This window comes from Rhodoferax sp. OV413, from assembly GCF_945881795.1.
Lineage (GTDB): Bacteria > Pseudomonadota > Gammaproteobacteria > Burkholderiales > Burkholderiaceae_C > Allorhodoferax.
In genome coordinates this window covers 1-23,215 of the sequence record NZ_CAMCVG010000003.1, presented here as the reverse complement: position 1 = coordinate 23,215, position 23,215 = coordinate 1, and the positions used below count along the sequence as shown (strand labels likewise).

General features: G+C 60.9%; 20 protein-coding genes and 1 pseudogene. 16 read left to right on the top strand and 5 right to left on the bottom strand.

All coding sequences use genetic code 11. From position 1 onward, the window contains the following. The first annotated feature begins 137 nt into the window (after positions 1-137). From Q0O05_RS00795 to Q0O05_RS00740, 12 genes are all read left to right on the top strand, one after another. A complete protein-coding gene (locus Q0O05_RS00795; protein ID WP_293659873.1) occupies positions 138-1,388 on the top strand; it encodes a patatin-like phospholipase family protein in 1,251 nt (416 codons plus the stop codon). Positions 1,389-1,435: 47 nt separating this feature from the next. Beyond that, the gene (metG, locus tag Q0O05_RS00790; RefSeq protein WP_293659872.1) at positions 1,436-3,616 is read left to right on the top strand and encodes a methionine--tRNA ligase; all 2,181 of its coding nucleotides are present in this window, start codon (positions 1,436-1,438) and stop codon (positions 3,614-3,616) included. 27 nt (positions 3,617-3,643) lie between these two features. Next, positions 3,644-5,317 (top strand): SulP family inorganic anion transporter, encoded by a 1,674-nt coding sequence (locus tag Q0O05_RS00785; protein WP_293659871.1) that lies wholly within the window; start codon positions 3,644-3,646, stop codon positions 5,315-5,317. A 55-nt stretch (positions 5,318-5,372) separates the two neighbouring features. After that, positions 5,373-6,995 (top strand): L-aspartate oxidase, encoded by a 1,623-nt coding sequence (gene nadB / locus Q0O05_RS00780; RefSeq protein ID WP_293659870.1) that lies wholly within the window; start codon positions 5,373-5,375, stop codon positions 6,993-6,995. Positions 6,996-7,035: 40 nt separating this feature from the next. After that, complete coding sequence (chrA, locus tag Q0O05_RS00775) at positions 7,036-8,406, top strand: chromate efflux transporter (RefSeq protein ID WP_293659869.1); 1,371 nt, start codon at positions 7,036-7,038, stop codon at positions 8,404-8,406. Positions 8,407-8,738: 332 nt separating this feature from the next. Next, entirely contained in the window at positions 8,739-11,078 is a 2,340-nt protein-coding gene (locus Q0O05_RS00770) for an ATP-binding protein (protein WP_293659868.1), read from the top strand. Positions 11,079-11,170: 92 nt separating this feature from the next. Further along, on the top strand, positions 11,171-11,833 hold the full coding sequence (locus Q0O05_RS00765; RefSeq protein WP_293659867.1) for a methyl-accepting chemotaxis protein: 663 nt from the start codon (positions 11,171-11,173) through the stop codon (positions 11,831-11,833). A gap of 16 nt (positions 11,834-11,849) precedes the next feature. After that, on the top strand, positions 11,850-12,377 hold the full coding sequence (locus Q0O05_RS00760; RefSeq protein ID WP_293659866.1) for a hypothetical protein: 528 nt from the start codon (positions 11,850-11,852) through the stop codon (positions 12,375-12,377). Between the two features lie 17 nt (positions 12,378-12,394). After that, positions 12,395-13,369, top strand: a complete 975-nt coding sequence (locus Q0O05_RS00755) for a chemotaxis protein CheX (protein ID WP_293659865.1) — start codon at positions 12,395-12,397, stop codon at positions 13,367-13,369. Positions 13,370-13,389: 20 nt separating this feature from the next. Further along, the gene (locus Q0O05_RS00750) at positions 13,390-13,755 is read left to right on the top strand and encodes a response regulator (RefSeq protein ID WP_293659863.1); all 366 of its coding nucleotides are present in this window, start codon (positions 13,390-13,392) and stop codon (positions 13,753-13,755) included. 211 nt (positions 13,756-13,966) lie between these two features. Continuing rightward, entirely contained in the window at positions 13,967-15,583 is a 1,617-nt protein-coding gene (locus Q0O05_RS00745; RefSeq protein WP_293659862.1) for a methyl-accepting chemotaxis protein, read from the top strand. A gap of 54 nt (positions 15,584-15,637) precedes the next feature. Then, positions 15,638-16,138, top strand: a complete 501-nt coding sequence (locus Q0O05_RS00740; RefSeq protein ID WP_293659861.1) for a protein tyrosine phosphatase — start codon at positions 15,638-15,640, stop codon at positions 16,136-16,138. A gap of 80 nt (positions 16,139-16,218) precedes the next feature. Here Q0O05_RS00740 and nadA read toward each other — a convergent pair whose 3' ends face one another. Together nadA and nadC are read right to left on the bottom strand one after the other, a co-directional pair. Further along, positions 16,219-17,322 (bottom strand): quinolinate synthase NadA, encoded by a 1,104-nt coding sequence (gene nadA, locus Q0O05_RS00735; RefSeq protein WP_293659859.1) that lies wholly within the window; start codon positions 17,320-17,322, stop codon positions 16,219-16,221. Then, on the bottom strand, positions 17,322-18,191 hold the full coding sequence (nadC, locus tag Q0O05_RS00730; protein ID WP_293659858.1) for a carboxylating nicotinate-nucleotide diphosphorylase: 870 nt from the start codon (positions 18,189-18,191) through the stop codon (positions 17,322-17,324). The genes nadA and nadC overlap by 1 nt, the downstream gene beginning before the upstream one ends. Positions 18,192-18,304: 113 nt before the next feature. Between nadC and Q0O05_RS00725 the strand changes: the two genes are divergently transcribed. The 4 genes from Q0O05_RS00725 (at position 18,305) to panC (ending at position 21,259) form a co-directional block, all read left to right on the top strand. Further along, a complete protein-coding gene (locus Q0O05_RS00725; protein WP_293659856.1) occupies positions 18,305-18,511 on the top strand; it encodes a DUF3460 family protein in 207 nt (68 codons plus the stop codon). Positions 18,512-18,633: 122 nt separating this feature from the next. Continuing rightward, positions 18,634-19,431 carry a ScpA family protein gene (locus Q0O05_RS00720; protein ID WP_293659902.1) on the top strand — a complete coding sequence of 266 codons (798 nt, stop codon included), beginning with the start codon at positions 18,634-18,636 and terminating at the stop codon, positions 19,429-19,431. 90 nt (positions 19,432-19,521) lie between these two features. Beyond that, a complete protein-coding gene (panB, locus tag Q0O05_RS00715; RefSeq protein WP_293659855.1) occupies positions 19,522-20,421 on the top strand; it encodes a 3-methyl-2-oxobutanoate hydroxymethyltransferase in 900 nt (299 codons plus the stop codon). A gap of 13 nt (positions 20,422-20,434) precedes the next feature. Next, positions 20,435-21,259, top strand: a complete 825-nt coding sequence (gene panC, locus Q0O05_RS00710) for a pantoate--beta-alanine ligase (protein WP_293659854.1) — start codon at positions 20,435-20,437, stop codon at positions 21,257-21,259. Between the two features lie 109 nt (positions 21,260-21,368). Here the strand turns inward: panC and Q0O05_RS00705 are convergent, their stop codons facing one another. The 3 genes and pseudogenes from Q0O05_RS00705 to Q0O05_RS00695 all read right to left on the bottom strand — a co-directional run. Then, positions 21,369-22,340 carry a porin gene (locus Q0O05_RS00705; RefSeq protein WP_293659853.1) on the bottom strand — a complete coding sequence of 324 codons (972 nt, stop codon included), beginning with the start codon at positions 22,338-22,340 and terminating at the stop codon, positions 21,369-21,371. 141 nt (positions 22,341-22,481) lie between these two features. After that, entirely contained in the window at positions 22,482-22,973 is a 492-nt protein-coding gene (locus Q0O05_RS00700) for a DUF1854 domain-containing protein (RefSeq protein WP_293659852.1), read from the bottom strand. Further along, positions 22,970-23,215: pseudogene (locus Q0O05_RS00695) on the bottom strand (ABC transporter); the annotation flags it as partial. The pseudogene Q0O05_RS00695 and the gene Q0O05_RS00700, both read right to left, overlap by 4 nt.

The window sequence follows — 23,215 nt, the reverse complement described above, 5'->3', positions numbered from 1 at the left end:
ATCCGGGTTGCTAGTCTACCGACTCTACCCAAGCAACCGGGCCCTCTGCGCCCGCCAGCGCCATGCGTGGCGCCAGCCAAGGGTTTACCCCATCGATTTAGCGATTTGCAGGTCCCTGCCCCTTTTAATATCAGCTGATGCTTGCCGACACGCCTGCGACCCCCATGACCGGCCTGCTGCTGACCGGCGGCGGTGCGCGTGCGGCCTACCAGGTGGGGGTGCTGGAGGCGATTGCCGATATCCGGCTGGCCTGCGGCGCCGGCGCGCAAGGCAACCCCTTCCCCATCATCGCCGGCACATCGGCAGGCGCCATCAACGCCTCGGCGCTCGCTTGCGGGGCCGACGACTTTGACGGGACGGTGCGAACCATTGCCCGCACCTGGAAGAACTTCCACGCCCACGATGTGTACCGCGCCGACCACCTCGGCATGCTGCGATCTGGAGCCACCTGGCTCACCCTGCTGTCGCTGGGCTGGGTGCTTGCCAAATGGCGGCGGGTGAAGCCCCGCTCGCTGCTCGACAACACCCCCTTGCGTGAACTCTTGCACAGCCTCGTTCCGCTGGAGCGGCTGCCTCTCTTGGTGCGCCAAGGCCACCTGCAGGCTTTGGCCGTAACGGCGTCGAGCTACAGCACCGGCGACCACGTGACTTTTTTTGAAGGCGATAAGCGCCTCATGCCCTGGGTGCGCAGCCAGCGCTTTGCGGTGCGCGACCGCATTACCCACGACCACCTGCTGGCTTCCAGCGCTATTCCTTTTGTCTTTCCTTCCCAGGCACTGCACATCAACGGGCGGGAAGAATACTTTGGCGATGGCTCGATGCGTCAGAGCGCGCCTGTGGCTCCCGCCATTCATTTAGGAGCGGAGCGCATTCTTGTGATCGGCGCAGGCCGTATGCACGAGCCCAAAGGCGAAGCCCACCTGCACACCACCAACACCTACCCCAGCATTGCGCAGATTGCGGGGCATGCGCTGTCCAACATCTTTCTGGACGCGCTGGCGGTCGACGTGGAGCGCGTGCAGCGCATCAACAACACCATGCGGCTGATACCCGCGGACGTGCGCAAGGAGAGCGCGCTGCGCCCGGTGGAGCTTTTGGTGATTGCGCCCAGCCAGCGGCTCGATGCGGTGGCAGCCCGCCATGTGGGCGACCTGCCCCATGCGGTGCGAACCATGCTGGGCGGCGTGGGGGTGTCGTCGGCCAAGGCCGATGTCAAAGGGGCGGCGCTGGCCAGCTATTTGTTGTTTGAGAGCGGCTACACCAGCGAGCTGATGGCGCTGGGCTACGCGGACGCGCAAAAGCAGCGCGCCGAGGTGGTCGACTTCTTCGGCTGGTACGAAGCCCCCGCCGGGCAACAGCCCCGAGCCAGCGCAGCACTGGCCGACTGAGGGGCGCGACTAAAATCGCGTCCCTGTCTGTGAAAGTCCCCTTCCCCATGCCGCGCCAACTGTTCGTTACCACCGCCCTGCCCTATGCCAACGGAAACTTCCATATCGGCCACATCATGGAATACATCCAGGCCGACATCTGGGTGCGCTTCCAGCGCATGCAGGGCCACGCAGTGAATTTCTGCGGCGCGGACGACACCCACGGCGCACCCATCATGATTGCCGCCGAAAAGGTCGGCCAGACTCCGGAGCAGTTCGTGGCAGGCATTGCCGCCGGGCGCAAGCAGTATCTGGACGGCTTTCACATCAGCTTCGATAACTGGCACAGCACCCACTCGAGCGAAAACACCGAGCTGGCCCAGAGCATTTACCGCGCACTGCGCGACCGCGCGGATGGCTCGCTGATAGAGGTGCGCACCATCGAGCAGTTCTTTGATCCTGAGAAGAACATGTTCCTCCCCGACCGCTACATCAAAGGCGAGTGCCCCAAGTGCCACGCCAAAGACCAGTACGGCGATAACTGCGAGGTCTGCGGCACGGTGTATGCGCCCACCGACCTGATCAACCCCTTCTCGGCCTTGTCCGGCGCCAAGCCGGAGCTGAAGCACTCCGAACACTATTTCTTCAGATTGTCGGATCCGCGCTGCGTCGAGTTTCTGGAGCGCTGGACCCAGGACGGCAAGTTGCAGCCCGAGGTAGCCAACAAGATCAAAGAGTGGTTCAGCGTGCGCACCAACCCGGACGGCAGCACCAGCGAAGGGCTGGGCGACTGGGACATCTCTCGCGACGCGCCCTACTTTGGCATCGAGATTCCGGACGCGCCGGGCAAATATTTCTATGTGTGGCTGGACGCTCCGGTGGGCTACCTTGCTTCGCTCAAGAACTGGTTCGCCCAATCGGCCACCGGCGGCGGCCCCAAGGCCAAGCATGGCGACACGCGCAGCTTCGACGAGTACATGGCCGCACCCGACACCGAGCAGTACCATTTCATCGGAAAAGACATCGTCACCTTCCACACCCTGTTCTGGCCGGCCATGCTGAAGTTCAGCGGCCGCAAGACGCCGGACAACGTGTTTGTGCACGGCTTCCTGACGGTAAACAACGGAGAAAAGATGAGCAAGAGCCGCGGCACCGGCCTGGACCCGCTGAAATACCTGAGCCTGGGCATGAACGCCGAGTGGCTGCGCTACTACCTGGCTGCCAAACTCTCCAACCGCAATGAAGACATCGACTTCAACGCCGACGACTTCATGGCCCGGGTCAACAGCGACCTGATCGGCAAGTACGTGAACATCGCGTCCCGCGCGGCTGGCTTCATCACCAAGCGATTTGACGGCAAGCTCACCAGCGACTTCGGCGCCGCCGGCGCGGCACTCGTGGCCGAGATTCGCGGCGCAGGCGACGCATTGGCGCAGATGTACGAGGCCCGCGACACCGGCCGCGCCACCCGCGAAATCATGTTGCTGGCCGACAAGGTGAACGCCTATGTCGACCAGAACAAACCCTGGGACCTGGCCAAGGACGTGGCCAACAACGCGGCGCTGCACCGGGTGTGCTCGGTGCTGATCAACGCGTTTGCCAGCCTGACGCGTTATCTGGCTCCGGTGCTGCCGGAGCTCGCCCGGTCGGTGCAGGCGTTTGTGGGGGCCGATATGCAACGCTGGAGCGTGGCGGGCGACGTGCAAGCCATCGCACCCTACCAGCACCTGATGCAGCGGGTCACGCCCGAGCAACTGGACGCACTTTTTGAGCCAAAAGAGCCTCTCGCGCCCGCGGAGTCTGCGCCAATAGCTCCTAAAAAAGTAGCAAAATCCGCACCTGCAGCCGTACCCGCAGACCCCGATGCCCCCGGCGGCGAGGCGCTTGCCGCCACCATTGGCATCGACGATTTCGCAAAAATCGATCTGCGGATTGCAAAAATCGTGAACTGCGAAGCCGTTGAAGGCTCCACAAAACTGCTGCGCCTCACCCTCGATGTGGGCGAGAAAAACGTCGAAGGCCAGCCCACCACCCGCAATGTGTTCAGCGGCATTGCCAGCATGTACCAACCTGAGCAGCTGGTGGGCCAGCTCACTGTGCTGGTGGCCAACCTGGCACCGCGCAAGATGAAGTTCGGCGTGTCCGAGGGCATGGTGCTTGCCGCCAGCCATGCCGACGAGGCCGCACACCCCGGCATCCACATCCTGCACCCATGGCCCGGCGCGCAGCCTGGCATGCGGATTCACTAAGCACGAGCCCGCCGCCCCGCAAAGCCGATGCAAGTCTCCCTGGAATTTCGCCCCAAACTCTTGCAGACTCTGCGGGGCTACTCCCGCGAAAAATTCTGGGGCGATGTCGGCGCGGGACTCACGGTAGGCGTGGTGGCGCTGCCGCTGGCCATGGCCTTTGCCATTGCCAGCGGGCTCAAACCCGAGGCGGGCTTGTTTACCGCCATCATTGCCGGCTTCCTAATCTCTTTGCTGGGTGGCAGCCGGGTGCAAATCGGCGGGCCGGCGGGGGCGTTCATCGTCATCGTCTACGGCATCGTTGAGCGCTACGGCTACGCCAATCTGGTGATTGCCACCGCCATGTCGGGCGTGATGCTGTTTGCCTTTGGTTTCTTCAGGCTGGGCACGCTGGTGCGCTTTATTCCGATTGCGGTGGTCATCGGATTTACCAACGGTATTGCGGTCTTGATTGCGCTGTCGCAGGTGAAAGACTTTTTGGGCCTGACCACCGGCCCCATGCCGGGGAGCTTTTTCGGCATCCTGAACACCCTGGGCGGAGCGATGCGCACGATCAACCTGCACGCCGCAGCGCTGGCGCTGGGCAGCCTGGTGCTGATCGTGGTTTGGCAGCATGGTTGGGCGCGCTTGGCGACCAAGCAGCCCTGGGCCGCCCGCTGTGCGCTGGTGCCGGGGGCTGTGGTGGCTCTGGTGGCGGCCACCGGGTTGGTCAGCCTCACCGACCTGCCGGTGGAGACCATTGGCAGCCGTTTTGGCGGTGTGCCGTCCAGCCTGCCCGGGCTGGTGTGGCCCGATTTCAGCTGGGAGACCGTGCGCTTTCTGCTGATTCCGGCCAGCACACTGGCGATGCTGGGGGCCATTGAATCTCTCTTGTGTGCCCGGGTGGCCGACGGCATGATTGGCGACCGGCACGACCCCAACCAGGAACTGATGGCGCAGGGCGTGGCCAACTTCGTCACGCCGTTTTTCGGCGGTATGCCCGCCACCGGCACCATCGCCCGCACCGTCACCAACATCAAGAGCGGCGCCAACAGCCCTGTGGCCGGCATCGTCCATGCCTTCACCTTGCTCCTGGTGGTTCTGGTGGCGGCGCCCTTGGCCAAAAACATTCCGCTGGCAGCCATGGCAGCCATCCTGGTGTTTGTGGCATGGAACATGGGCGAGTGGCGCGCTTTTGTGCAGCTGCGGCAGTACCGGCTGCCCTACCGCGCCACTTTGCTGGCGGTTTTCTTGCTGACCGTTGTGCTGGACCTGACCGTGGCGGTGGAAGTCGGTCTGGTCGCCGCCTGCCTGACCTTCATCTACCGCATCTCCAGCCTGTCCCGCTGTGAGCCTGTGAGCGGCGCAGACGCAAGCGCACTGTCCGGCCTGGCGGGGCACACTTCAGCTTACCGGCTCTATGGCGCCCTGTTCTTTGGCGCGGTGAAGCTGGTGGAAAATCTGGAGGACTCGCTGCCAAGCCATGTGCTGGTGCTGGACCTCAAGAACGTGATGTACATCGACTCCTCCGGAGCAGACACCGTGATGGACCTGGTGCGCACCTGCCACAAACGCGGGGTGCGTTTGATTGTTTGCGGCCTCGCATTCCAGCCGCTCGATATATTGACGCGCTGCGGCGTGGTCGGGGCTCTGGGCCCCGCCAACCGAAGCTCTGACCTGGCAAGCGCCCTGCGGCTCGCCCTGCAAGACGCGCAGGCCAGCTGAGGCAGCAGCCCCACCCCTGCGCCCCTAACAACGAAAGCCGCCTAGACTCCACCGCATGAAGAAAACCACTAAAACCAAGCCGCTGCACTTTGACGTGCTGATCGTGGGCAGCGGGCTGGCCGGCCTGAGTGCGGCCCTGCTGCTGTCGCAGCAATACCGGGTTGCCGTCCTCACCAAGCGGGCGGTGCGCGAAGGCAGCAGCGGCTGGGCGCAAGGGGGAATTGCGGCCGTTTGGGACAAAGATGACAGCTTTGCCGCCCACGTGGACGACACGCTGATTGCAGGCGCGGGCCTGTGCGACCTGGCGGCCACCCAGTTTGTCGTCGAAAACGCGCCCCATTCGATTGCCTGGCTGCAAAAGCTTGGCGTGCCTTTCACCGAGGAGACCGGCCACTCGGGGCAGCTGCACCTCACCCGGGAGGGCGGCCACAGCGCGCGCCGCATTGTCCACGTGACCGACGCCACCGGCGCTGCCGTGCAGCAAACGCTGATTGAGAGGGTAAAAGCCAGCGCCAACGTCACACTGTTCGAGCACCACACCCTGGTCGACCTGATCACCACCGACAAGCTCAACCGCCCCTCCAAAGCCGCCGGGCCCAACCGCTGCGTCGGCCTGTACGCGCTGGACAACGACACCGATGAGGTTCTTACCTTCCAGGCTTCCCACACCATTCTGGCCACCGGCGGCGCGGGCAAGGTCTACCTCTACACCACCAACCCCGACACCGCCACCGGCGACGGCATTGCCGCCGCCTGGCGCGCCGGCTGCCGCGTGCAGAACATGGAGTTCATCCAGTTCCACCCCACCTGCCTGTTTCACCCGCACGCCAAGAGCTTCCTGATTACGGAAGCCGTGCGCGGCGAGGGCGGACGCCTGCTGCTACCCACCGGCGAGCGGTTCATGACACGTCACGACAAGCGCGCCGAACTCGCCCCGCGCGACGTGGTCGCCCGCGCTATCGACTTCGAGATGAAAAAAGGCGGCTTTGACTGCGTCTACCTCGACATCTCGCACCAGCCCCTGAGCTTCATCCAGGAGCACTTTCCCAACATCTATGCCCGCTGCCTGGAGCTTGGTATCGACATGGCCAAGCAGCCCATCCCCGTGGTGCCGGCGGCCCACTACACCTGCGGCGGCGTACTCACAGACCTGTCGGCACGCACCGATGTAGAGGGCCTTTTTGCCGTGGGAGAGACCGCCTGCACCGGCCTGCACGGGGCCAACCGTTTGGCATCGAATTCGCTGGTGGAGTGCATGGTGTTTGCGCGGTCAGCTACTGCTTTGATAGCAGAGCAGCTGGCCTTGCAGTCCAGCGCGGCTCTCTTGCGGTTACCCGCCTGGGACGACAGCCGCGTGACCGACGCCGATGAAAGCGTCGTCATCTCCCATAACTGGGACGAGCTGCGCCGCTTCATGTGGGACTATGTCGGCATCGTACGCACCAACAAACGGCTGGAGCGCGCCGCCCACCGGATCGCGCTGTTGCAAGGCGAGATTGCCGAGTTTTATACGCACTTTCACATCACCCGCGACCTGCTGGAGCTGCGCAACCTGGTGCAGGTGGCGGACCTGGTCGTCAGGAGCGCCCAAGCCCGCCACGAGAGCCGCGGCCTTCATTTCAGCCGAGACTACCCCGACACGCTGGCGCAGGCCCTGCCGACGACCCTCGCACCCTGACGGGTACGGGCGAAGCGCGAGTTTGCATTCCTGACGCGCCATGCCCCAGCAGCCCTTACCCTCCGATGCTGAACGCACGTCCGGCGAAGCAGCACCGCCGGAAGTGAGCCGCAGGCAGGCCTTCCTCTTCTGGCTGAAGCTGGGCTGCGTCAGCTTCGGCGGGCCTGCAGGCCAAATCGCCCTGATGCACCAGGAACTGGTGGAGCGCCGCCGCTGGATTTCCGAAAAGCGCTTTTTGCATGCCCTGAACTACTGCATGCTGCTGCCCGGCCCGGAGGCGCAGCAACTCGCGACCTACATCGGCTGGCTGATGCACCGCAGCTGGGGCGGCATAGTGGCCGGCGCGTTGTTTGTGCTGCCGTCCTTCTTCTTGTTAGTGGCGCTGTCGTGGGTTTACGTCACGTTTGGTGATGTGGTGTGGGTCGCAGGTCTTTTTTATGGCATCAAACCTGCGGTCGCGGCCATCGTCTTGCAGGCCGCGCACCGCATGGGCGCGCGCACCCTCAAGAACAGGTGGCTCTGGGGCATCGCTGCGGTGTCTTTTGTGGTCATGTCCGGTCTACAGCTGCCTTTTCCACTCATTGTTGGCGCAGCTGCCCTGGCGGGTCTGGTGGGTGGCCGTATTGCGCCCGCAGCGTTCGCGCTGGGAGGCGGGCACCGCGCGGGGCAGGCCTCGTATGGCCCTGCACTGATTGACGACCGGACCCCGACCCCTGAACACGCCCGCTTCCGCTGGCCCCGGCTGGCCCGGGTGATGGCCTTTGGCGCCCTTTTGTGGGCGGCACCCATGGGCCTGCTGGCGGTGTACTGCGGCTGGGACCACACCCTGACCCAGATGGCCTGGTTTTTCACCAAGGCGGCCTTATTGACCTTTGGCGGCGCCTATGCGGTGCTGCCCTACGTGTTTCAAGGGGCTGTCAGGCATTACGGCTGGCTCAGCCCCGCGCAAATGATGGACGGCTTGGCGCTGGGCGAAAGCACCCCCGGTCCGCTGATCATGGTGGTGGCATTTGTGGGTTTTGTCGGAGGCTACGTCACAGCTGTTTTCGGGCCTGACCAGATGTTTCTTGCAGGAGTCGCGGCCGCTGCATTGGTAACCTGGTTCACCTTTCTTCCGTCATTTTTGTTCATCTTGGCAGGCGGCCCGGTGGTGGAAAGTACGCACAACCAACTTCAGTTCACTGCGCCTCTGACCGCCATTACCGCTGCGGTTGTGGGCGTGATCCTGAACCTGGCCCTGTTTTTCGGCCAGCACGTCCTATGGCCGCTGGGCCCGGATGGACCCATGGACCTCATGGCCATCGCCATCGCCCTGAGCGCAGCCGTGGCGCTTTTCGTGTGGAAGCGCAGTGTCATACAGGTCATCGCCGGCGCGGCTCTGACGGGGCTTGTGGTGCGCCTGTTGGCATGAATGAGTGCTCCCGGGAATTGCGAAATTCATGAAAATCGCAGCTGCATTTTCGGGACTGGAGAGTCCTTCTGAGCGCGCTCTGGATTTAGGGCGAGGCGCCCAGTTTTTTTCTTTTTTATTTTCATAGCACTCGCCGCAATACTGGCAAGCCCTGCGGCCGCATACCTGGCTATATTGCAGCGCAGCAAACCAAGAGTTCACGCCCCCTTCAAGGACTTGAAATATTTTTGCAACAATTTAATTTAATCATTCGATTTGAAACTTTTTCGCCTTTGCTTGCCTTGCGGCCACAGCAACCCATTGACACACTGCGCTCCACGCGCCCGTACGAAATGAACATCCGTCAACGAATCCTTCTGCTCATCGCCCTCAGTTTCGCGGCCTTGATCTTCACCGGTGGTTTTGCAGTGTTTCAAAACACCAGCAGCAGCAAGGAAGTGAAGATGGTGACCGAAGGCGTGGTGCCCAGCAGCTTGAAATCAGTTGCCTTGATGGGGCAACTGAAAGACGTGCAAATCGCAACGCTGGCCATGGTGAACGCGCCAGACAAAGACGCCATCAGCAAGACCCACGAAGAAGTGAAGCTCAAGAAAGCCGAGCTGCAGAACGCACTGGCCGACCAGATGGCCACCGCGGACAGCGATGCGCAGCGCGGCCTCATCAAGCAGGCCGAGGAAAGCCTGCTGAATTACTTCGGTGGCATTGATGACACCGCCAACTTCATGCTCCAAGGTCAAAAGCCAATGGCCGAAGCCACCATGGCCGCCACAGTGGACCAGTACCTGCGTGAACAAATCAGCGTGATTGAGACCGTGCAAGTGGAAAAACGCCGTAGCAAGGACGATGCGATTTCCACCGTGAACTCCAACCTGCGCGCCACGACCAGCACATTGGCCGTTGTGACTTTGGCTGCTGTGCTGGGCTTGGGCTTCATGGGATTGCTGTTGTACCGGCAGGTGATTCACCCCATCGGCGACATGGAAGCCAAGATGACGGAAATCGCCACCAGCCAGGACTTTTCGCACCGGGTGCCGGTGACCCGCATGGATGAAATCGGCCGGTCAGTGGTCGCGTTTAACGCGATGATCGAGAAAATTCAACAAAGCACCGAAGAAGTCAAGCAAAAGACCGCCGACATTCACGCGATGTTGCATTACATCCCCCAAGGCATCTTGACTCTGGAAACCGGCGGCTTGATTCACCCCGAATACTCCGACCATTTGCGCACCGTCCTGGTGTCTGACGAAATTGCCGGCAAAGACGTGATGAATGTGGTGTTCGACGAAACCGGTCTGGGCGTTGACATCTTGAATCAGATGGAAACCGCCATCAGCGCCTGTATCGGCGAGAGCGACATGAACTTCGAGTTCAACGCGCACTTGCTGCCCCAGGAAATCTCCAAGACCATGCCTGATGGCACGATCAAGGTCCTGGACCTGAACTGGTCACCCATCACCGACGAAAACGGCACCACCTTGCGCCTGCTGCTGTGCTTGCGGGACGTGACAGAACTGCGAGCCCTGGCCCGCGCGGCCGATGCCCAGAAAAAAGAGCTGGCCATCATTGGCGAAATCTTGGCAGTGCGTCAGGAAAAGTTCCAGGAATTCATTTCCAGCGCGCAACAGTTCTTGCAAGAAAACGAAAAGCTGATCGACGCAGCCGCAGCCATGGACGCGGCCGCACGCAAGGAGTCCATCGGCGTGCTGTTCCGCAACATGCACACCATCAAGGGCAACGCCCGCACCTACGGCCTCCTGAACCTGACCAACGTCGTTCACCAGGCCGAAGAAACCTACGACGGCATCCGCCACGGCAACCGCGAGTGGGACACCGAATTGCTCAAAGCGGAGCTCAAGCAAACCGTGGAAGCTGTCGAGTACTACGCACACATCAACGAAACCAAGCTCGGCCGCAAGGGTGCCGGCCGCCGCGTCAACAGTGAAAGCGTGTTGATGGTGCCGCAGGAATCTGTGAAGGGCTTGATTGAACAGCTGGACGCTGCAGCAAACAGCAATGACGCCAAAAAGCAAGCTGAAGCACTGCAAGCTGCGCGTAACGCTCTGCAGCGCCTGGGCTGCGAACCCCTGTCGCGGATTCTGAGCGGCGTGACCGAATCTATCCCCTCTCTGGCACAAGAGTTGGGCAAGCCTTCGCCCAAGATCGTCATGGAGCAAGGCGGCATTCTGGTCCGTTCGCAGTTGGCCGACACTCTGCGCAATGTGTTTATGCACCTGTATCGCAACGCCATGGACCACGGTCTGGAAACGGCTGCTGAGCGCGCACAAGCCGGCAAGCTCGAAACAGGAACTATCGAGTTGACCATTAGCCTCGACTCTGAGCACCTCAACATTCGCCTGAAGGACGACGGCCGTGGTCTTCCCCTGCAACGCATCCGTGCAAAAGCAGTGGAACAAGGCATCCTGGTCGAAGGCGAAGAAAAATCTGCCAGCGACATCGCTCAGTTGATTTTTGCTTCCGGTTTCTCTACCGCCAGCCAGGTAACCGAGGTCTCGGGCCGGGGCGTGGGAATGGATGCGGTGCGGGGCTTTATCGAAGCCGAGGGCGGAAAGATTGCCCTCGCGCTGACATCCGATGACACGACATCTACCTATTGCCCGTTCGAGACAGTCATTACCCTTCCGGCAAAATTTGCAGTAGCAACCTCAGCCTGAGCGGGGCGGTGACAACGATGGCAGAACTATTGATTGCATTTGTTGCCGGACTGGGGATCGGTGGGGGCATTTGGGCGGGGTTCAATCGCGGCTTGAAGCGCCAATTGGCCACCATGGTGCCCGCGTCCGAAGCACAGGCGCAGTCCGACGAACAGCAAGCAACCATCGAAAACCTGCAAAGCGAGTTGGACTCACTGGCCGAATCGCTTCGCAACGCCCAGGCCGACTTGGAGCTGCAGCGCCAAGAGCTAGATCGCAGCCACCAGAGTGCTTTTCATCAGCTGCTCAGCCAGACCCAGGGCATGCAGGGCGAGGCCTATCAACAAAGCGGAGTCTTGGCTAAGTCCATTACTGAGCTTCTGGGCATCAGCAAGACCTTCGACCGCTGGCACGCGGACATGAGCATTCTGCTGACCCACAACCAGGGCATGCACTCCAAGAACGATGATTTCGCACGCATCGTGCAGCAGATGATCATCGTGACACTGAACGCCTCCATCGAAGCCGCACGTGCCGGGGAGATGGGGCGCGGTTTTGCGGTGGTGGCAGAGGAAATGCGAAGCCTTGCCAGCCGCGCCGAGGCCTTGTCAAAGGAATACCGCCGAGCCCTGTACGAAAACGATCTCATCACCACCGCGACCTTCCAGGACATGCAGGCCGGCGGGAAGATGATCATTGGTGCTGTCACAGGTCTTGACCTGATCAACCGCAAGACCCAAGCCACTCTTTCCATGCCGAACCAGCATGATCAGTGAGCGCGCAAAATCGTTGATGAACTCCATGCTCATTCAGGGCATGCGCAGCGCCTTGTTGCGGCCGGAGGATGAAGTCGTAAGCTTGGGTGAAGTGGCGAACATTGAACCGGTCTTTGAAAAAGAGATGGTGATGCTGTCCGTTGCCTCGTACGAATTCCGGCTGCTGATCATGATTTATTTCGATCGCGACCCCGCCACCTTGGCTCACTTTGCCGGCAAGACCCGATTGAGTGCGGAGGCCATGGACAACCGAATGTTTGACGATGCCATCTCGGAATGCGGGAACCTCTGCTGTGGCACGTTCAACCGTGAACTGGGGCGCGCATTTACACACATCGGCATGTCAACCCCCAACATTATTGACAGCCGTTGTGCGGAGCACCTGACGCTGCTGAAGTATGGGCACTTGCAGCATTTTGAACTTCTGCTGCAGTCCGGCGTTCGCTTCCGCTTGAGTATGTGTGTGTGTGAATACAAAGACCTCGACTTTGAGCTAGACACGCCAGCCGTCGCCGAAACCACCGGCGAACTTGAATTTTTATAACCTTTAGGGTCCTCACTATGTCCGACGACAAATCCCTGGTAAGTAAAGTGTTGGTGCTTGATAACAGCGCCGAAAGCCGTAGGCACATCCGCGCTTTTTGCGAATCCAACAACCTGAAGGCGCTGAAAGTGCTGGAAGGGAACCTGCTGTCTGTTTTGCGCTCCAATGTTGACTTGGGCGGCATCATGATTGCCGAAGACCTGGGCGAAAGGCGCGGTGAGGGACTGCAAATCGGATTGCAGATACACCGCATCCGCCCAGAGCTGCCGATCTTTCTGCGCCGGGAATCGAAAACCACTGCTGATGACCTGAACGCGTTCGAGCGTGAAGCCTTTGCCGGTATCTACACCAACGACACCATCGACACCCTCAGGGAAGTCATCGAAACCAGCATCTTCAGCCTGGTTTACCCGCCTAAGCTGGTGCGCGGTATCGCAGAGATGACTCAGGCATCTCTGGAGAGCCAATTCAAGGGCTTGAGCGTGCAGATTGATACGCCCTACATCGTGCGCGACCGTCTGATCTTCGGTGAGATCTTCACACTGATCCCCATCGAGAGCGACTGGTGCCGCGGTTACATGACGCTGCAAGCCGAAGAAGGCCCGCTGCTGACCCTGGTCAAGGCTAACAAGACCCACATCACCTCGGTCGAGGGAGATGACTTCCGCAACCTGAACGGCATCTTGGGCGAAATCACCAACCTGATCTGGGGCGCGTTCAAAAACCGCTACAGCGCATTCAAGCCGGTGCAAACGCATTTGGCGCAGGTGCCCATCGTGATCAACCACATGCACCGTTACATTTCGTTCGGATCCATCAATCCGCAGCTGTGTTTCAAATGTGTCTTAACAGATAGAGATAATCCGGCCGTTCCGCCTTTTGTCATCTATCAACGTTTTGTGTTCAATCTGAACTGGTCGCCGGAAGATTTCCACGAAAACGATCAATCTTTGGATACGCTGGTAGCCTCGGGCGAACTTGAACTCTTCTAGTATTTTGAAAGGAAAATAACATGGCACAAATTCTTGTGGTTGACGACTCCAGCACCGTACGCAACGAAGTTGGCGATTTCTTGAAGAGCAACGACTTCGAAGTTTCGTTTGCAGTGGACGGCCGCGACGGCCTGGCCAAGCTGAAGGCGGACCCCTCCATCAAGCTGATCGTGTGCGACGTGAACATGCCCAACATGGACGGCCTGACCATGGCTGAAAAAGTGCGTGGCGAGTTGGGTAATGCGGCGGTCAACATCGTGATGCTCACCACCGAAAACTCTCCCGCCATGAAAGAGCGCGGCAAGGCTGCCGGCATCAAGGGCTGGATCGTGAAGCCATTCAACGGCGCAGCGGTCTTGGCCTCGTTCAAAAAGCTGGTCGGCTGATTTGCCCCTGTGTGTTCCCCGACGTCAGCTCGGGGAACCCGCAGTGTCTTTTGGGGCAGTGAGTTCTTCACGGCGCCCTCCCCATTTTTTTCGCAAAACGTTTACAAATTTCATGCCTTTGACAGGCTAAGAATTTGTCATCAAAACGTCACCTCAAATAAATACAGTGAGATATCTCTATTTATATCAATTTTAACAAATTGGGGTGTTCATGCGTATATCGACCCGACTTCTGATTCTGATTGCAGCATTGGCCACGTTGCTGGTGCTCATCGGTGGTTTCGGGGTCTACGGCGCCCGTCAATCGAACCTCTCGCTGGAAGTCGTGTACCAGCAACGGACCGTGCCCGCCGTCGAGTTGGGGCAAATTGATGCACTCACCATCAGCTCGCGCATGCATGTGGCGCAGGCCTTGTCGAATCCGGTGCCGGATGTAGTTACTTTCAGTGTGAAAGCCATCGCCGCCAATCAACAAGAAATCGCGCAGCGCTGGAAGAATTTCCGTAGTATTCCTCTGGCAGCATCCGAGTCAGCGCAAGCCGACAGCTGGGAAAAGATGTACGCCGAATTCAACGACAAGGGCATTCAGGTGGCCGTCGAGGCCCTGAAGGCCAACGACATCACCGAAGCGCAAGCGGCCATGATCAACAAGATGACGCCCCTGGCGCAGCCGATGAAGACGGGCATCGATGCCCTCAAGCAACTGCAGATTGACGGCGCACGGGCGGCCTTTGAAAACGCCTCTGCCCGCTACCAGACGCTGCTGTGGACCAGCATCGGCCTGATTGTGGCGGGCTTGGGGTTTGCGGTGGTGTTTGGGACTGGCACAGTGCGCACCATCACAGGGCAGCTCGGTGGCGAACCCCAAGAGGCTAAAGAAGTCGCGCAGCGTGTGGGCGCGGGCGATCTGAGTGCGGCAATTTCCATCGGCTACGGCGACGCAAGCAGCATGATGGGGCAGCTGCAACAAATGCAGCAGAGTCTGGCCGATGTGGTGCGCGGGGTGCGGCAGGCCTCGGTCGCAGTGGCGAACGCCAGCTCCGAAATCGCATCGGGCAATCAGAGCCTATCGGAACGCACCGAACAGCAAGCCAGCGCTTTGCAGGAAACGGCCGCCTCTATGCTGGACCTAGGTGGCACCGTGCGGGTCAACGCAGAGCGGGCCATGAGCGCGGACGATCTGGCGCGCGACGCCTCGCACGCGGCGGCGCACAGCGGCGAAGTGGTGGCCGAGGTGGTGCAGACCATGCACGACATTCATGAAAGCTCGCGCCGGATCGTGGAAATCATTAGCGTGATCGACGGTATTGCCTTCCAAACTAATATTTTGGCGCTCAATGCCGCCGTGGAGGCGGCGCGCGCGGGCGAACAGGGCCGGGGTTTTGCGGTGGTAGCCTCGGAGGTGCGGTCGCTCGCCGGCCGCTCAGCGCAGGCCGCCAAGGAAATCAAGTCCCTCATCGGCACCAGCGTGGAGCGCGTCGAGCGCGGCAACGAACTGGTTAGCAGGGCCGGCGACTCCATGACCACGGTGGTGGCTTCCATCCAGCAGGTCACGCGGGTGATTAGTGAGATCAGCGCGGCCAGCAAGACCCAGGCGCACAGCGTAGAACAGGTGGGGCACGCGATCTCGCGTATGGATCAATCCACCCAGCAGAACGCGGCGATGGTGGAAGAGATTGCCGCTGCGGCCGGCAGCCTCAAGCACGAAGCCGATCAGCTTGTGGCCTCGGTCGCCACCTTCAAGCTCGCACAGGACGGGCACAGCCCACAACGCGCATCCATCCCCGGCCTCGCGCAGTCGCGATTTCCCGCTTTGCAATCCAGCTGACGGGCGGCGCGCCGTGTGTGCGCGTCAGGGTTCGGTGGAATCTAGAATGACTGCATGCAAAAATCACTCACACGGGTCTTGTTTGTCTCAAAAAGCGGCGCAGCCCGCGCGTTGCTGGCACAGGCCTGCTTAGGGCAGTTGGGTGCGGCCACCTTTCAGGTTTACTCCTGCGGTGAACCTGGCAGCATTGCCCCCAAGGCGGACAGCACAACGATGGCCGCGCTGAGCACCGCAGGCTTCAAAACCAACGAGCTTGCGCCCAAAGACTGGAAAGAATTCAGCCGCTCGGGCGCCAAGCCCATGGACATCGTCATCGCACTGGATGCGCAGAGCGCCGAGGAGCACCCCATCTGGCCCGGGCAGCCAGAGACCGCGTTATGGGACTACGCCCCGCTGGACAAGCGCAAAGGCGAGAGTGAGAGCGCGCATGACCTGCGGGTCATCCAGGCGCTGCACTCCCTGCGCCGCCGGATTGAGCTGCTGATCAGCCTGCGGAACAAGGTCAAGCACCACTCCGAACTGCGCCACGATCTGCGCGACATGGCGCACCTCTAAAAACGCGTACCTGATTGCTATCAAATAAATAGCTGCTCGCGCTTATGCAGCGGGCGCGAAGCTGCAAAAAGGCGATAAATTCAAGCCGCTCCGATGCCCTGCACCAACCCGCCCACCGGCTGCCCGTTTTTCAGGGCCGCGGTAAAGGCAAGCATGCGGTCAATCGGCACGCGCGCACGGTCGATGAGGCGGCTGTCCACCCGAATCTCGTTCAGCCCGTGCTCCAGCACCCGCGCCACGCCCGCCAAGCCGTTCATCGCCATCCAGGGGCAATGGGCGCAGCTTTTGCAGGTAGCGCTGTTGCCGGCGGTAGGCGCTTCGATGAAGGTCTTGCCGGGATTCAGGCTGCGCAACTTGTGCAGCATTCCGCTGTCAGTGGCGACGATGAAAGTGTCGGCATCCAGGGTTTGCGCCGCTTTCAGGATGGCGCTGGTGGAGCCCACCGCATCGGCCAGTGCCACCACATCCTGCGGCGACTCGGGGTGCACCAGCACCTTGGCCTTCGGATGCTGGGCCATGAGCGCCTCGAGCTCAAAAGCCTTGAACTCGTCGTGCACGATGCAGGCGCCCTCCCAGAACACCATGTCCGCGCCGGTTTCGCGCTGGATATAGCCGCCCAGGTGCTTATCCGGCGCCCACAAAATTTTCTGCCCCTGGTCCTTGAGCGCACGCACGATGTCCAGCGCGCAGCTGCTGGTCACCAGCCAGTCGGCGCGGGCCTTCACGGCGGCGCTGGTGTTGGCATAGACAACCACCGAGCGGTCGGGGTGCTGATCGCAGAAGGCGCTGAACTCGCGGATCGGGCAGCCCAGATCGAGCGAGCAGGTCGCGTCCAGGTCTGGCATCAGAACGGTTTTGTGGGGCGACAAAATCTTGCTGGTCTCCCCCATGAACTTCACGCCGGAGACCACCAGCGTCTGCGCGCTGTGGTCGCGCCCGAAGCGGGCCATCTCCAGCGAGTCGCTCACCAGGCCGCCGGTTTCCTCGGCCAGATCCTGCAAGTCGGGGTGCACGTAATAGTGCGACACCATGACCGCGTTCTTTTCTTGGAGCAGACGGCGGATTTTGTCTTTCAGTGCGGCTCTCTCGGCCGGCGCGGGCTCCACTGGAACACGGGCCCAGGCGTGCTGGGTCGAGCAGGCGGGCTGCTCGTATTCGACGTCAATCACATCGCTGGCGCTCATTACAGTTCCTCAAAACGCATAGAGAAGTCGGTGGCCTTCACGTCTTTGGTCAGCGCGCCAATCGAAATGCGGTCCACGCCGGTGGCGGCGATGGCACACACCGTATCCAGATTGACTCCGCCGGACACTTCCAGAATTGCCCGGCCCGCGTTCAGAGCCACCGCTTGCTCCAGCTGTGCCGGCGTCATGTTGTCCAGCAACACCATGCGCGCGCCACACTCCAGCGCCTCCCGCAGCTGGTCCAGCGTTTCGACCTCGACTTCAATAAAGGCGGCGCTGGAGGCAAAACGGGCAGCGCGTTGCAAGGCAGCGGTCACGCCGCCTGAGGCCGCTATGTGGTTTTCCTTGATAAGCACTGCGTCGTGCAGGCCGATGCGGTGGTTGGTGCCACCGCCGGTTTTGACCGCGTATTTTTGCGCCAGCCGCAAGCCGGGAATCGTCTTGCGGGTGTCCACAATGGCGGCGCGGTTGCCGGGCACGCCGTTGACCGCGTCAACGAAGGTGGCGGTTTTGGTAGCCACGGCGCTCAGCAACTGCAAAAAATTCAGCGCGGTGCGCTCGGCGGTCAGCAGCGCCTGGGCGAAGCCCTCGATTTCCAGCACCACCTGGTCGGGCGCACAACGATGCCCCTCGCCCACAAGCCAGTGCATGGTGGCTGATGGATCCAGCGCCAGCACCGCCGCAGTGGCCCAGGGCTCCCCGCAAATGACCGCCGACTCGCGCGCCAGCACCCGCGCACGGGCGCGGCGGCTCGAATCAACCAGCGAGGCTGTCAGGTCGCCGGCACCAACGTCCTCCGCCAAGGCGCGCGCCACATCGGCGCGGGCGAGTTCGGCCACAGCAGCAGTAGAAAAGTCAAAAACTGTCATAAGCAGAAGGATAACCCGCCCAAAGCGCCCGGCAAGCTGCAAATCGGCGGCAAATCAGCTGGAGGTCAGCTGCAAAAAGCGGACGCTAAAATGCCTGCAAACAGGACATCGCCATGAACATCTTCCGCCGCCCCGACTACCGCTCCGACGCGACCCAGTTCATCGACCAGCTCAAGGTCGCTAAGCCGACTTTGGAAGCCGAGCAGCGCCGGGGCCGCTCCTTGCTGTGGGACAAGGTGGTGGACCGCATGGCCTGGCGAGGCTTTCGCAGCGCGCAGGTTGCGCAAAAGCCCTACGTCTATCAGACCAAGAGCAATTGAGCATCGTTTCGGGCTTTTGCGCACGCCAAACCTGCGCAAGCAGCTCCTGATTTCATAGCACCATGACTCCCAGCATCCTGGGCCAAGCCCCCGGAGTGGCGGCGATCAGTGAGATCGGCCGAATGCCCGAGGTGGTCGATCAGGTCGCGCTGGCGCGGCTCTATGGCGAGCCGCTGTTTGCCATGCCGCAGGACCTCTACATCCCGCCGGATGCGCTGGAGGTGTTCCTCGAGGCATTCGAAGGTCCGCTGGATTTGCTGCTCTACCTGATCCGCAAGCAGAACTTCAACATCCTCGACATCCCCATGCTCAGCGTGACCAAGCAATACTTGGTCTATGTGGACCAGATCCGCGACCGTAATCTGGAGCTGGCGGCTGAGTACCTGCTCATGGCGGCCATGCTGATCGAGATCAAATCGCGCATGCTGCTGCCACCTAAAAAAGTGGCCGGCGGCGAAGAAGCCGAGGACCCGCGCGCCGAGCTAGTGCGCCGCCTGCTGGAGTACGAGCAGATGAAGCTGGCCGCAGCGCGGCTCAACGCCATGCCCCAATACGGACGCGACTTCCTGAAGGCCAACGTTTACATAGAGCAAAGCCTCAAGCCGCGATTTCCGGACGTCTCGGTGGACGAGCTGCAAAGCGCCTGGCGCGACATCCTCAAGCGGGCCAAGCTGGTGCAGCACCACAAAATCAGCCGCGAGGAACTCTCGGTCCGCGAGCACATGAGCATCGTGCTCAAAAAACTGCAGGGCCAGCGGTTTGTGGGATTTGAAGATTTGTTTGACACCCGGCGCGGCACGCCGGTGCTGGTGGTGACCTTTATTGCCCTGCTGGAGCTGGCCAAGGAAACCCTGATTGAGATCACGCAGGCCGAGGCTTTTGCACCGATCTACGTGCGCCTGGCCTACGCACCCAGCTAAAGCGCGCTGCGTTTGGGGCGGGCTGCCAATCCGGTTAGTATTCGCCCCACTCTCGCCAGCCCCTGCAAATCCCGTTTTTTGGAGTCCCCCATGGCCCTGAACCCGACCGGTGAACAAGCCGCCAGCGCGACCAACGCGACTCCCTACGGCACGCTGCCGCCGGTGTCGCCCCCGTCCAACCGCAAACCCATCAGCCTGCCCCGCCTGCAGGAGATGCACACCCGCGGCGAGAAAATCACCATGCTCACCGCCTACGACGCGACCTTTGCCGCGGTGGCCGATGCGGCCGGCGTTGAATGCATTCTGGTGGGTGACTCGCTGGGCATGGTCTGCCAAGGCCGTCACAGCACAGTGGGCGTCAATCTGGAGAACATGGCTTACCACACCGAAAGCGTGGCGCGCGGGCTTCGCCGCTCTCAGGCCACTGCCTGGTTGATTGGCGATTTGCCCTTCGGGAGCTACCAGGAATCCAAAGAACAGGCTATCCGCAGCGCTGCTGTGCTGATGCAGGCCGGCGCCCACATGGTCAAGTTGGAGGGCGGTGGCTGGACCACCGAGGTGGTGCATTTTCTGGTGGAGCGCGGCATTCCGGTCTGCGCCCACCTCGGCCTGACCCCGCAGACCGTACACGCGCTGGGCGGCTACCGGGTACAAGGCCGAGGCGATGCCGCCGAGGTGATGAAGCAGCAAGCCCAAGCGCTGCAGCAGGCGGGTGCGGCCATGCTGGTGCTGGAGATGGTGCCGGCGCCTTTGTCGGCGGAGCTCACCCAGGCGCTGCCGCACTGCGCCACCATTGGAATTGGTGCGGGCAAGGGCACGGCGGGGCAGGTGCTGGTCTTGCACGACATGCTGGGCGTGAACCTGGGCAAGAACCCCAAGTTTGTGCGTAACTTCATGCTGGACGCCAGCAGCATCCGCGGCGCCATGGAAGCCTACGTGGCCGCTGTCAAAAGCGGCAGCTTTCCTGACGACGCCATCCACGCCTGGTGACACCCCACCTTTCATGCAACTGATTCACACGATCGACGCGCTGCGCGAAGCGCTGAACAAGTTCCGCCACCCCGCCGTCGTGCCCACCATGGGCAACCTGCACGCAGGACACCTGGCGCTGGTACGTCAGGCCAAGCCTTTGGGCGATGTAACGATCTCGACCATCTTTGTGAACCGGCTGCAATTTGCCCCGCACGAAGACTTTGACACCTACCCCCGCACGCTGGAGGCCGATTGCCAACAGCTCGAGGCCGCGGGTTGTGACATCGTCTTCGCACCCAAAGAGTCGGTGCTGTATCCGCAGGCGCAAACCTTCAAGGTCCACCCGCCCACCGAGCTGGCCGACATTCTGGAGGGGCACTTCCGGCCCGGCTTTTTCATCGGCGTGTGCACCGTGGTGATGAAGCTGCTGGCCGTGACGCAAGCCCGTACCGCGCTGTTTGGCAAAAAGGATTACCAGCAACTCATGGTGATTCGCAACATGGTCAAACAGTTTGCGCTTCCCATTGAGGTGATCGGCGGCGAAACCCAGCGCAACGCGGCGGGCCTGGCGCTGAGCAGCCGCAATGGCTACCTGACGCCCGCACAAAGAGAAGAAGCCCTGCTGTTGTCAGGCGTGCTGCGCCGTATGGTGGACGCGGTGCGCTCCGGCGCAACCGACTTTGTACAGCTCGAGCAAGAGGGCATGCAGGCCCTGCGTGCGGCAGGCTGGGTGCCGGACTATGTAGCAGTGCGCCGCCAGTCGGACCTGCAAGTCCCGCAGGCGCAAGACGCCAAAGTAGTCCTCGCGGCAGCGCGGCTGGGCAGCACGCGCTTGATTGACAACATGGAAATCTAAGAAAGGTCGCAAGGTGAGAGCGGAGCCCCCGACGTCGCCCCAGCAGCGACTCAGCAAAAAAAAGCCCGGGCAAGCCCGGGCATAAAAACTTTGGAATACCGCTTACAAATTAAAACGTGTACTTGAAACCGAGTTCGGCGACGTCTTTTTCACCGTTGGTTTTGCCGAGGCCAGCGAAGTCGAGATAGACCTGCATATTCTTGAATGGTGTGTAGCCGAAGCCGAGGGCCCATTCGTTGGTCGCTTTTGCGGTACCCACTTGAACAGTTTGCATCGCCACACCGATGTCATATTGGCCCATCACGTAAGTCAAAGCAGCACCACCATAGGTTGTCTTCACTTTGGAAGTGTCCTCTGTTTCCGCGGCCAAGGCACGGAGACCGACATTGCCCATTTGGTAGGACAAGGCCAAACCGATAGCGTATTTGTCGGTGTTGAGAGCACCCTGTGTCTTGGAGCTATCAGTCTTGTATTTAGCAAGTTCGCTCCAGCCCAATGCCGCTGTCAGGTCACCCAACTTGTAAGCGGCAGTCACCGCAAAGCCGTTCGAATTTTCTTCATTTGCGGTAGGTCCGATAGCAGATGTGTAATCCACTGCCAATGTCAGATCACCCAGCTTGTGGCTGTATTGCACATGACGGCCTTTGTTGGCAGAAGTTGGTTCAGACATGAAGCCGTTTTCACCGTGGCCAACGCCCAGCACTTCCATCACGTTGTCTTCGAGGTAGCTGTCAAACTGACCAGCAGCGATACGGCCAAACTTCTTGCTTGCGATGCCAATGCGGGTGTCGTCAGAGGTAAAAGCAGAGTTGTCAGCCACTGGGTCATAGTCCACTTCGATTTCGCCGAAGATGGAGATATCGCTGTCGATAGTCCTGGTTGCTTTGATTTCGACTTGGTTCTGGCCCTTACCCAAGACTTGGCTAATTTCGCGACCGGTGGAACTGCGTTGGCTAACGTGGTAAGTCGCAACGTCCACGTTGATTTCGAACTTCATGTCTTTGTCAGTCGCCAGTTCAGCGGCTTGAGCGCCAAGTGCCAGGCTTGCGGCTGCGATAGCAACCAAAGTTTTCTTCATCATTTCAAACTCCAAAAGGATTTACGGAATTGCGCTGTGCCCGAATCGACACAACATGAAGACAATAAAAAACCAGGGCTACGTACCCATGCAAGCCAAATGAAGTTTTGGTGAAATGCTGCTTTTGTGCAACAAATCTCAAGGTTACAGAAAGCGGTCCAGCACCCGCTTGCTGTGGGCGTCAAGGGCAAACTGGTCGCGCACCAGATACTGGATGCCGTGGGCGTCTGCAATCAACAGCGCGTTGCCCTTGCCGATGCGGCGTATGTCTTCATCGCCGCGCAGCACAAACTCGGTGTCACCGCGGTCGGTCTCTACCGCCCAGGTGCAGGGTGTGGAATAGCTGCTGACCGACACAATGCGCGCGATCACCGGCATGAACTCGCGGGTAGCCAGCTCGGCACGGATCAAGTCCTGCGCCGGGTGGGGCACGTCAGACAGGTGGTCCACCCAGGCCACTTCACGGCCCTCGGTGTTGACCAGCGAAATACCGTCCTCCGGCGACTGGATCGGGAACGCCCGCACCGGCACCACGCCCTCAAATCGTTCGCCCCCTGCGCTGGTCAATACCAGCTTGCCGAAGGGCGTGCTCTCGAGCTCGAATCGGCTGGCGGTCACGGTGTAGAGCGCGCTCATGCGGCCTCCTCGATGAGGTTGTTGCGGGCCTGGGCCTGGTACAGGTTGAAGTACGCGCCCTCGCTGGCCATCAGCGCGTCGTGGGTGCCCTCTTCCACCACCCGCCCGCGGTCCAGCACCACCAGACGGTCGGCCCGGTGCAGGGTCGAGAGACGGTGCGCAATTGCAATCGTGGTGCGGCCTTGCACCAGGTTCTCCAGCGCCTTCTGGATTTCTTTTTCGGTTTCCGAATCCACCGACGA

Bases quoted from the DNA above. Each gene is read 5' to 3' on its own strand.
- Q0O05_RS00720 (WP_293659902.1), top strand. From the start codon at position 18,634: ATGCCCGAGGTGGTCGATCAGGTCGCGCTGGCGCGGCTCTATGGCGAG.
- metG (WP_293659872.1), top strand. From the start codon at position 1,436: ATGCCGCGCCAACTGTTCGTTACCACCGCCCTGCCCTATGCCAACGGA.
- Q0O05_RS00705 (WP_293659853.1), bottom strand. From the start codon at position 22,340: ATGATGAAGAAAACTTTGGTTGCTATCGCAGCCGCAAGCCTGGCACTT.
- Q0O05_RS00760 (WP_293659866.1), top strand. From the start codon at position 11,850: ATGAACTCCATGCTCATTCAGGGCATGCGCAGCGCCTTGTTGCGGCCG.
- Q0O05_RS00700 (WP_293659852.1), bottom strand. From the start codon at position 22,973: ATGAGCGCGCTCTACACCGTGACCGCCAGCCGATTCGAGCTCGAGAGC.
- nadA (WP_293659859.1), bottom strand. From the start codon at position 17,322: ATGAGCGCCAGCGATGTGATTGACGTCGAATACGAGCAGCCCGCCTGC.
- Q0O05_RS00755 (WP_293659865.1), top strand. From the start codon at position 12,395: ATGTCCGACGACAAATCCCTGGTAAGTAAAGTGTTGGTGCTTGATAAC.
- panB (WP_293659855.1), top strand. From the start codon at position 19,522: ATGGCCCTGAACCCGACCGGTGAACAAGCCGCCAGCGCGACCAACGCG.
- nadB (WP_293659870.1), top strand. From the start codon at position 5,373: ATGAAGAAAACCACTAAAACCAAGCCGCTGCACTTTGACGTGCTGATC.
- chrA (WP_293659869.1), top strand. From the start codon at position 7,036: ATGCCCCAGCAGCCCTTACCCTCCGATGCTGAACGCACGTCCGGCGAA.
- Q0O05_RS00740 (WP_293659861.1), top strand. From the start codon at position 15,638: ATGCAAAAATCACTCACACGGGTCTTGTTTGTCTCAAAAAGCGGCGCA.
- Q0O05_RS00725 (WP_293659856.1), top strand. From the start codon at position 18,305: ATGAACATCTTCCGCCGCCCCGACTACCGCTCCGACGCGACCCAGTTC.
- Q0O05_RS00785 (WP_293659871.1), top strand. From the start codon at position 3,644: ATGCAAGTCTCCCTGGAATTTCGCCCCAAACTCTTGCAGACTCTGCGG.
- panC (WP_293659854.1), top strand. From the start codon at position 20,435: ATGCAACTGATTCACACGATCGACGCGCTGCGCGAAGCGCTGAACAAG.
- Q0O05_RS00745 (WP_293659862.1), top strand. From the start codon at position 13,967: ATGCGTATATCGACCCGACTTCTGATTCTGATTGCAGCATTGGCCACG.
- Q0O05_RS00750 (WP_293659863.1), top strand. From the start codon at position 13,390: ATGGCACAAATTCTTGTGGTTGACGACTCCAGCACCGTACGCAACGAA.
- Q0O05_RS00795 (WP_293659873.1), top strand. From the start codon at position 138: ATGCTTGCCGACACGCCTGCGACCCCCATGACCGGCCTGCTGCTGACC.
- nadC (WP_293659858.1), bottom strand. From the start codon at position 18,191: ATGACAGTTTTTGACTTTTCTACTGCTGCTGTGGCCGAACTCGCCCGC.
- Q0O05_RS00770 (WP_293659868.1), top strand. From the start codon at position 8,739: ATGAACATCCGTCAACGAATCCTTCTGCTCATCGCCCTCAGTTTCGCG.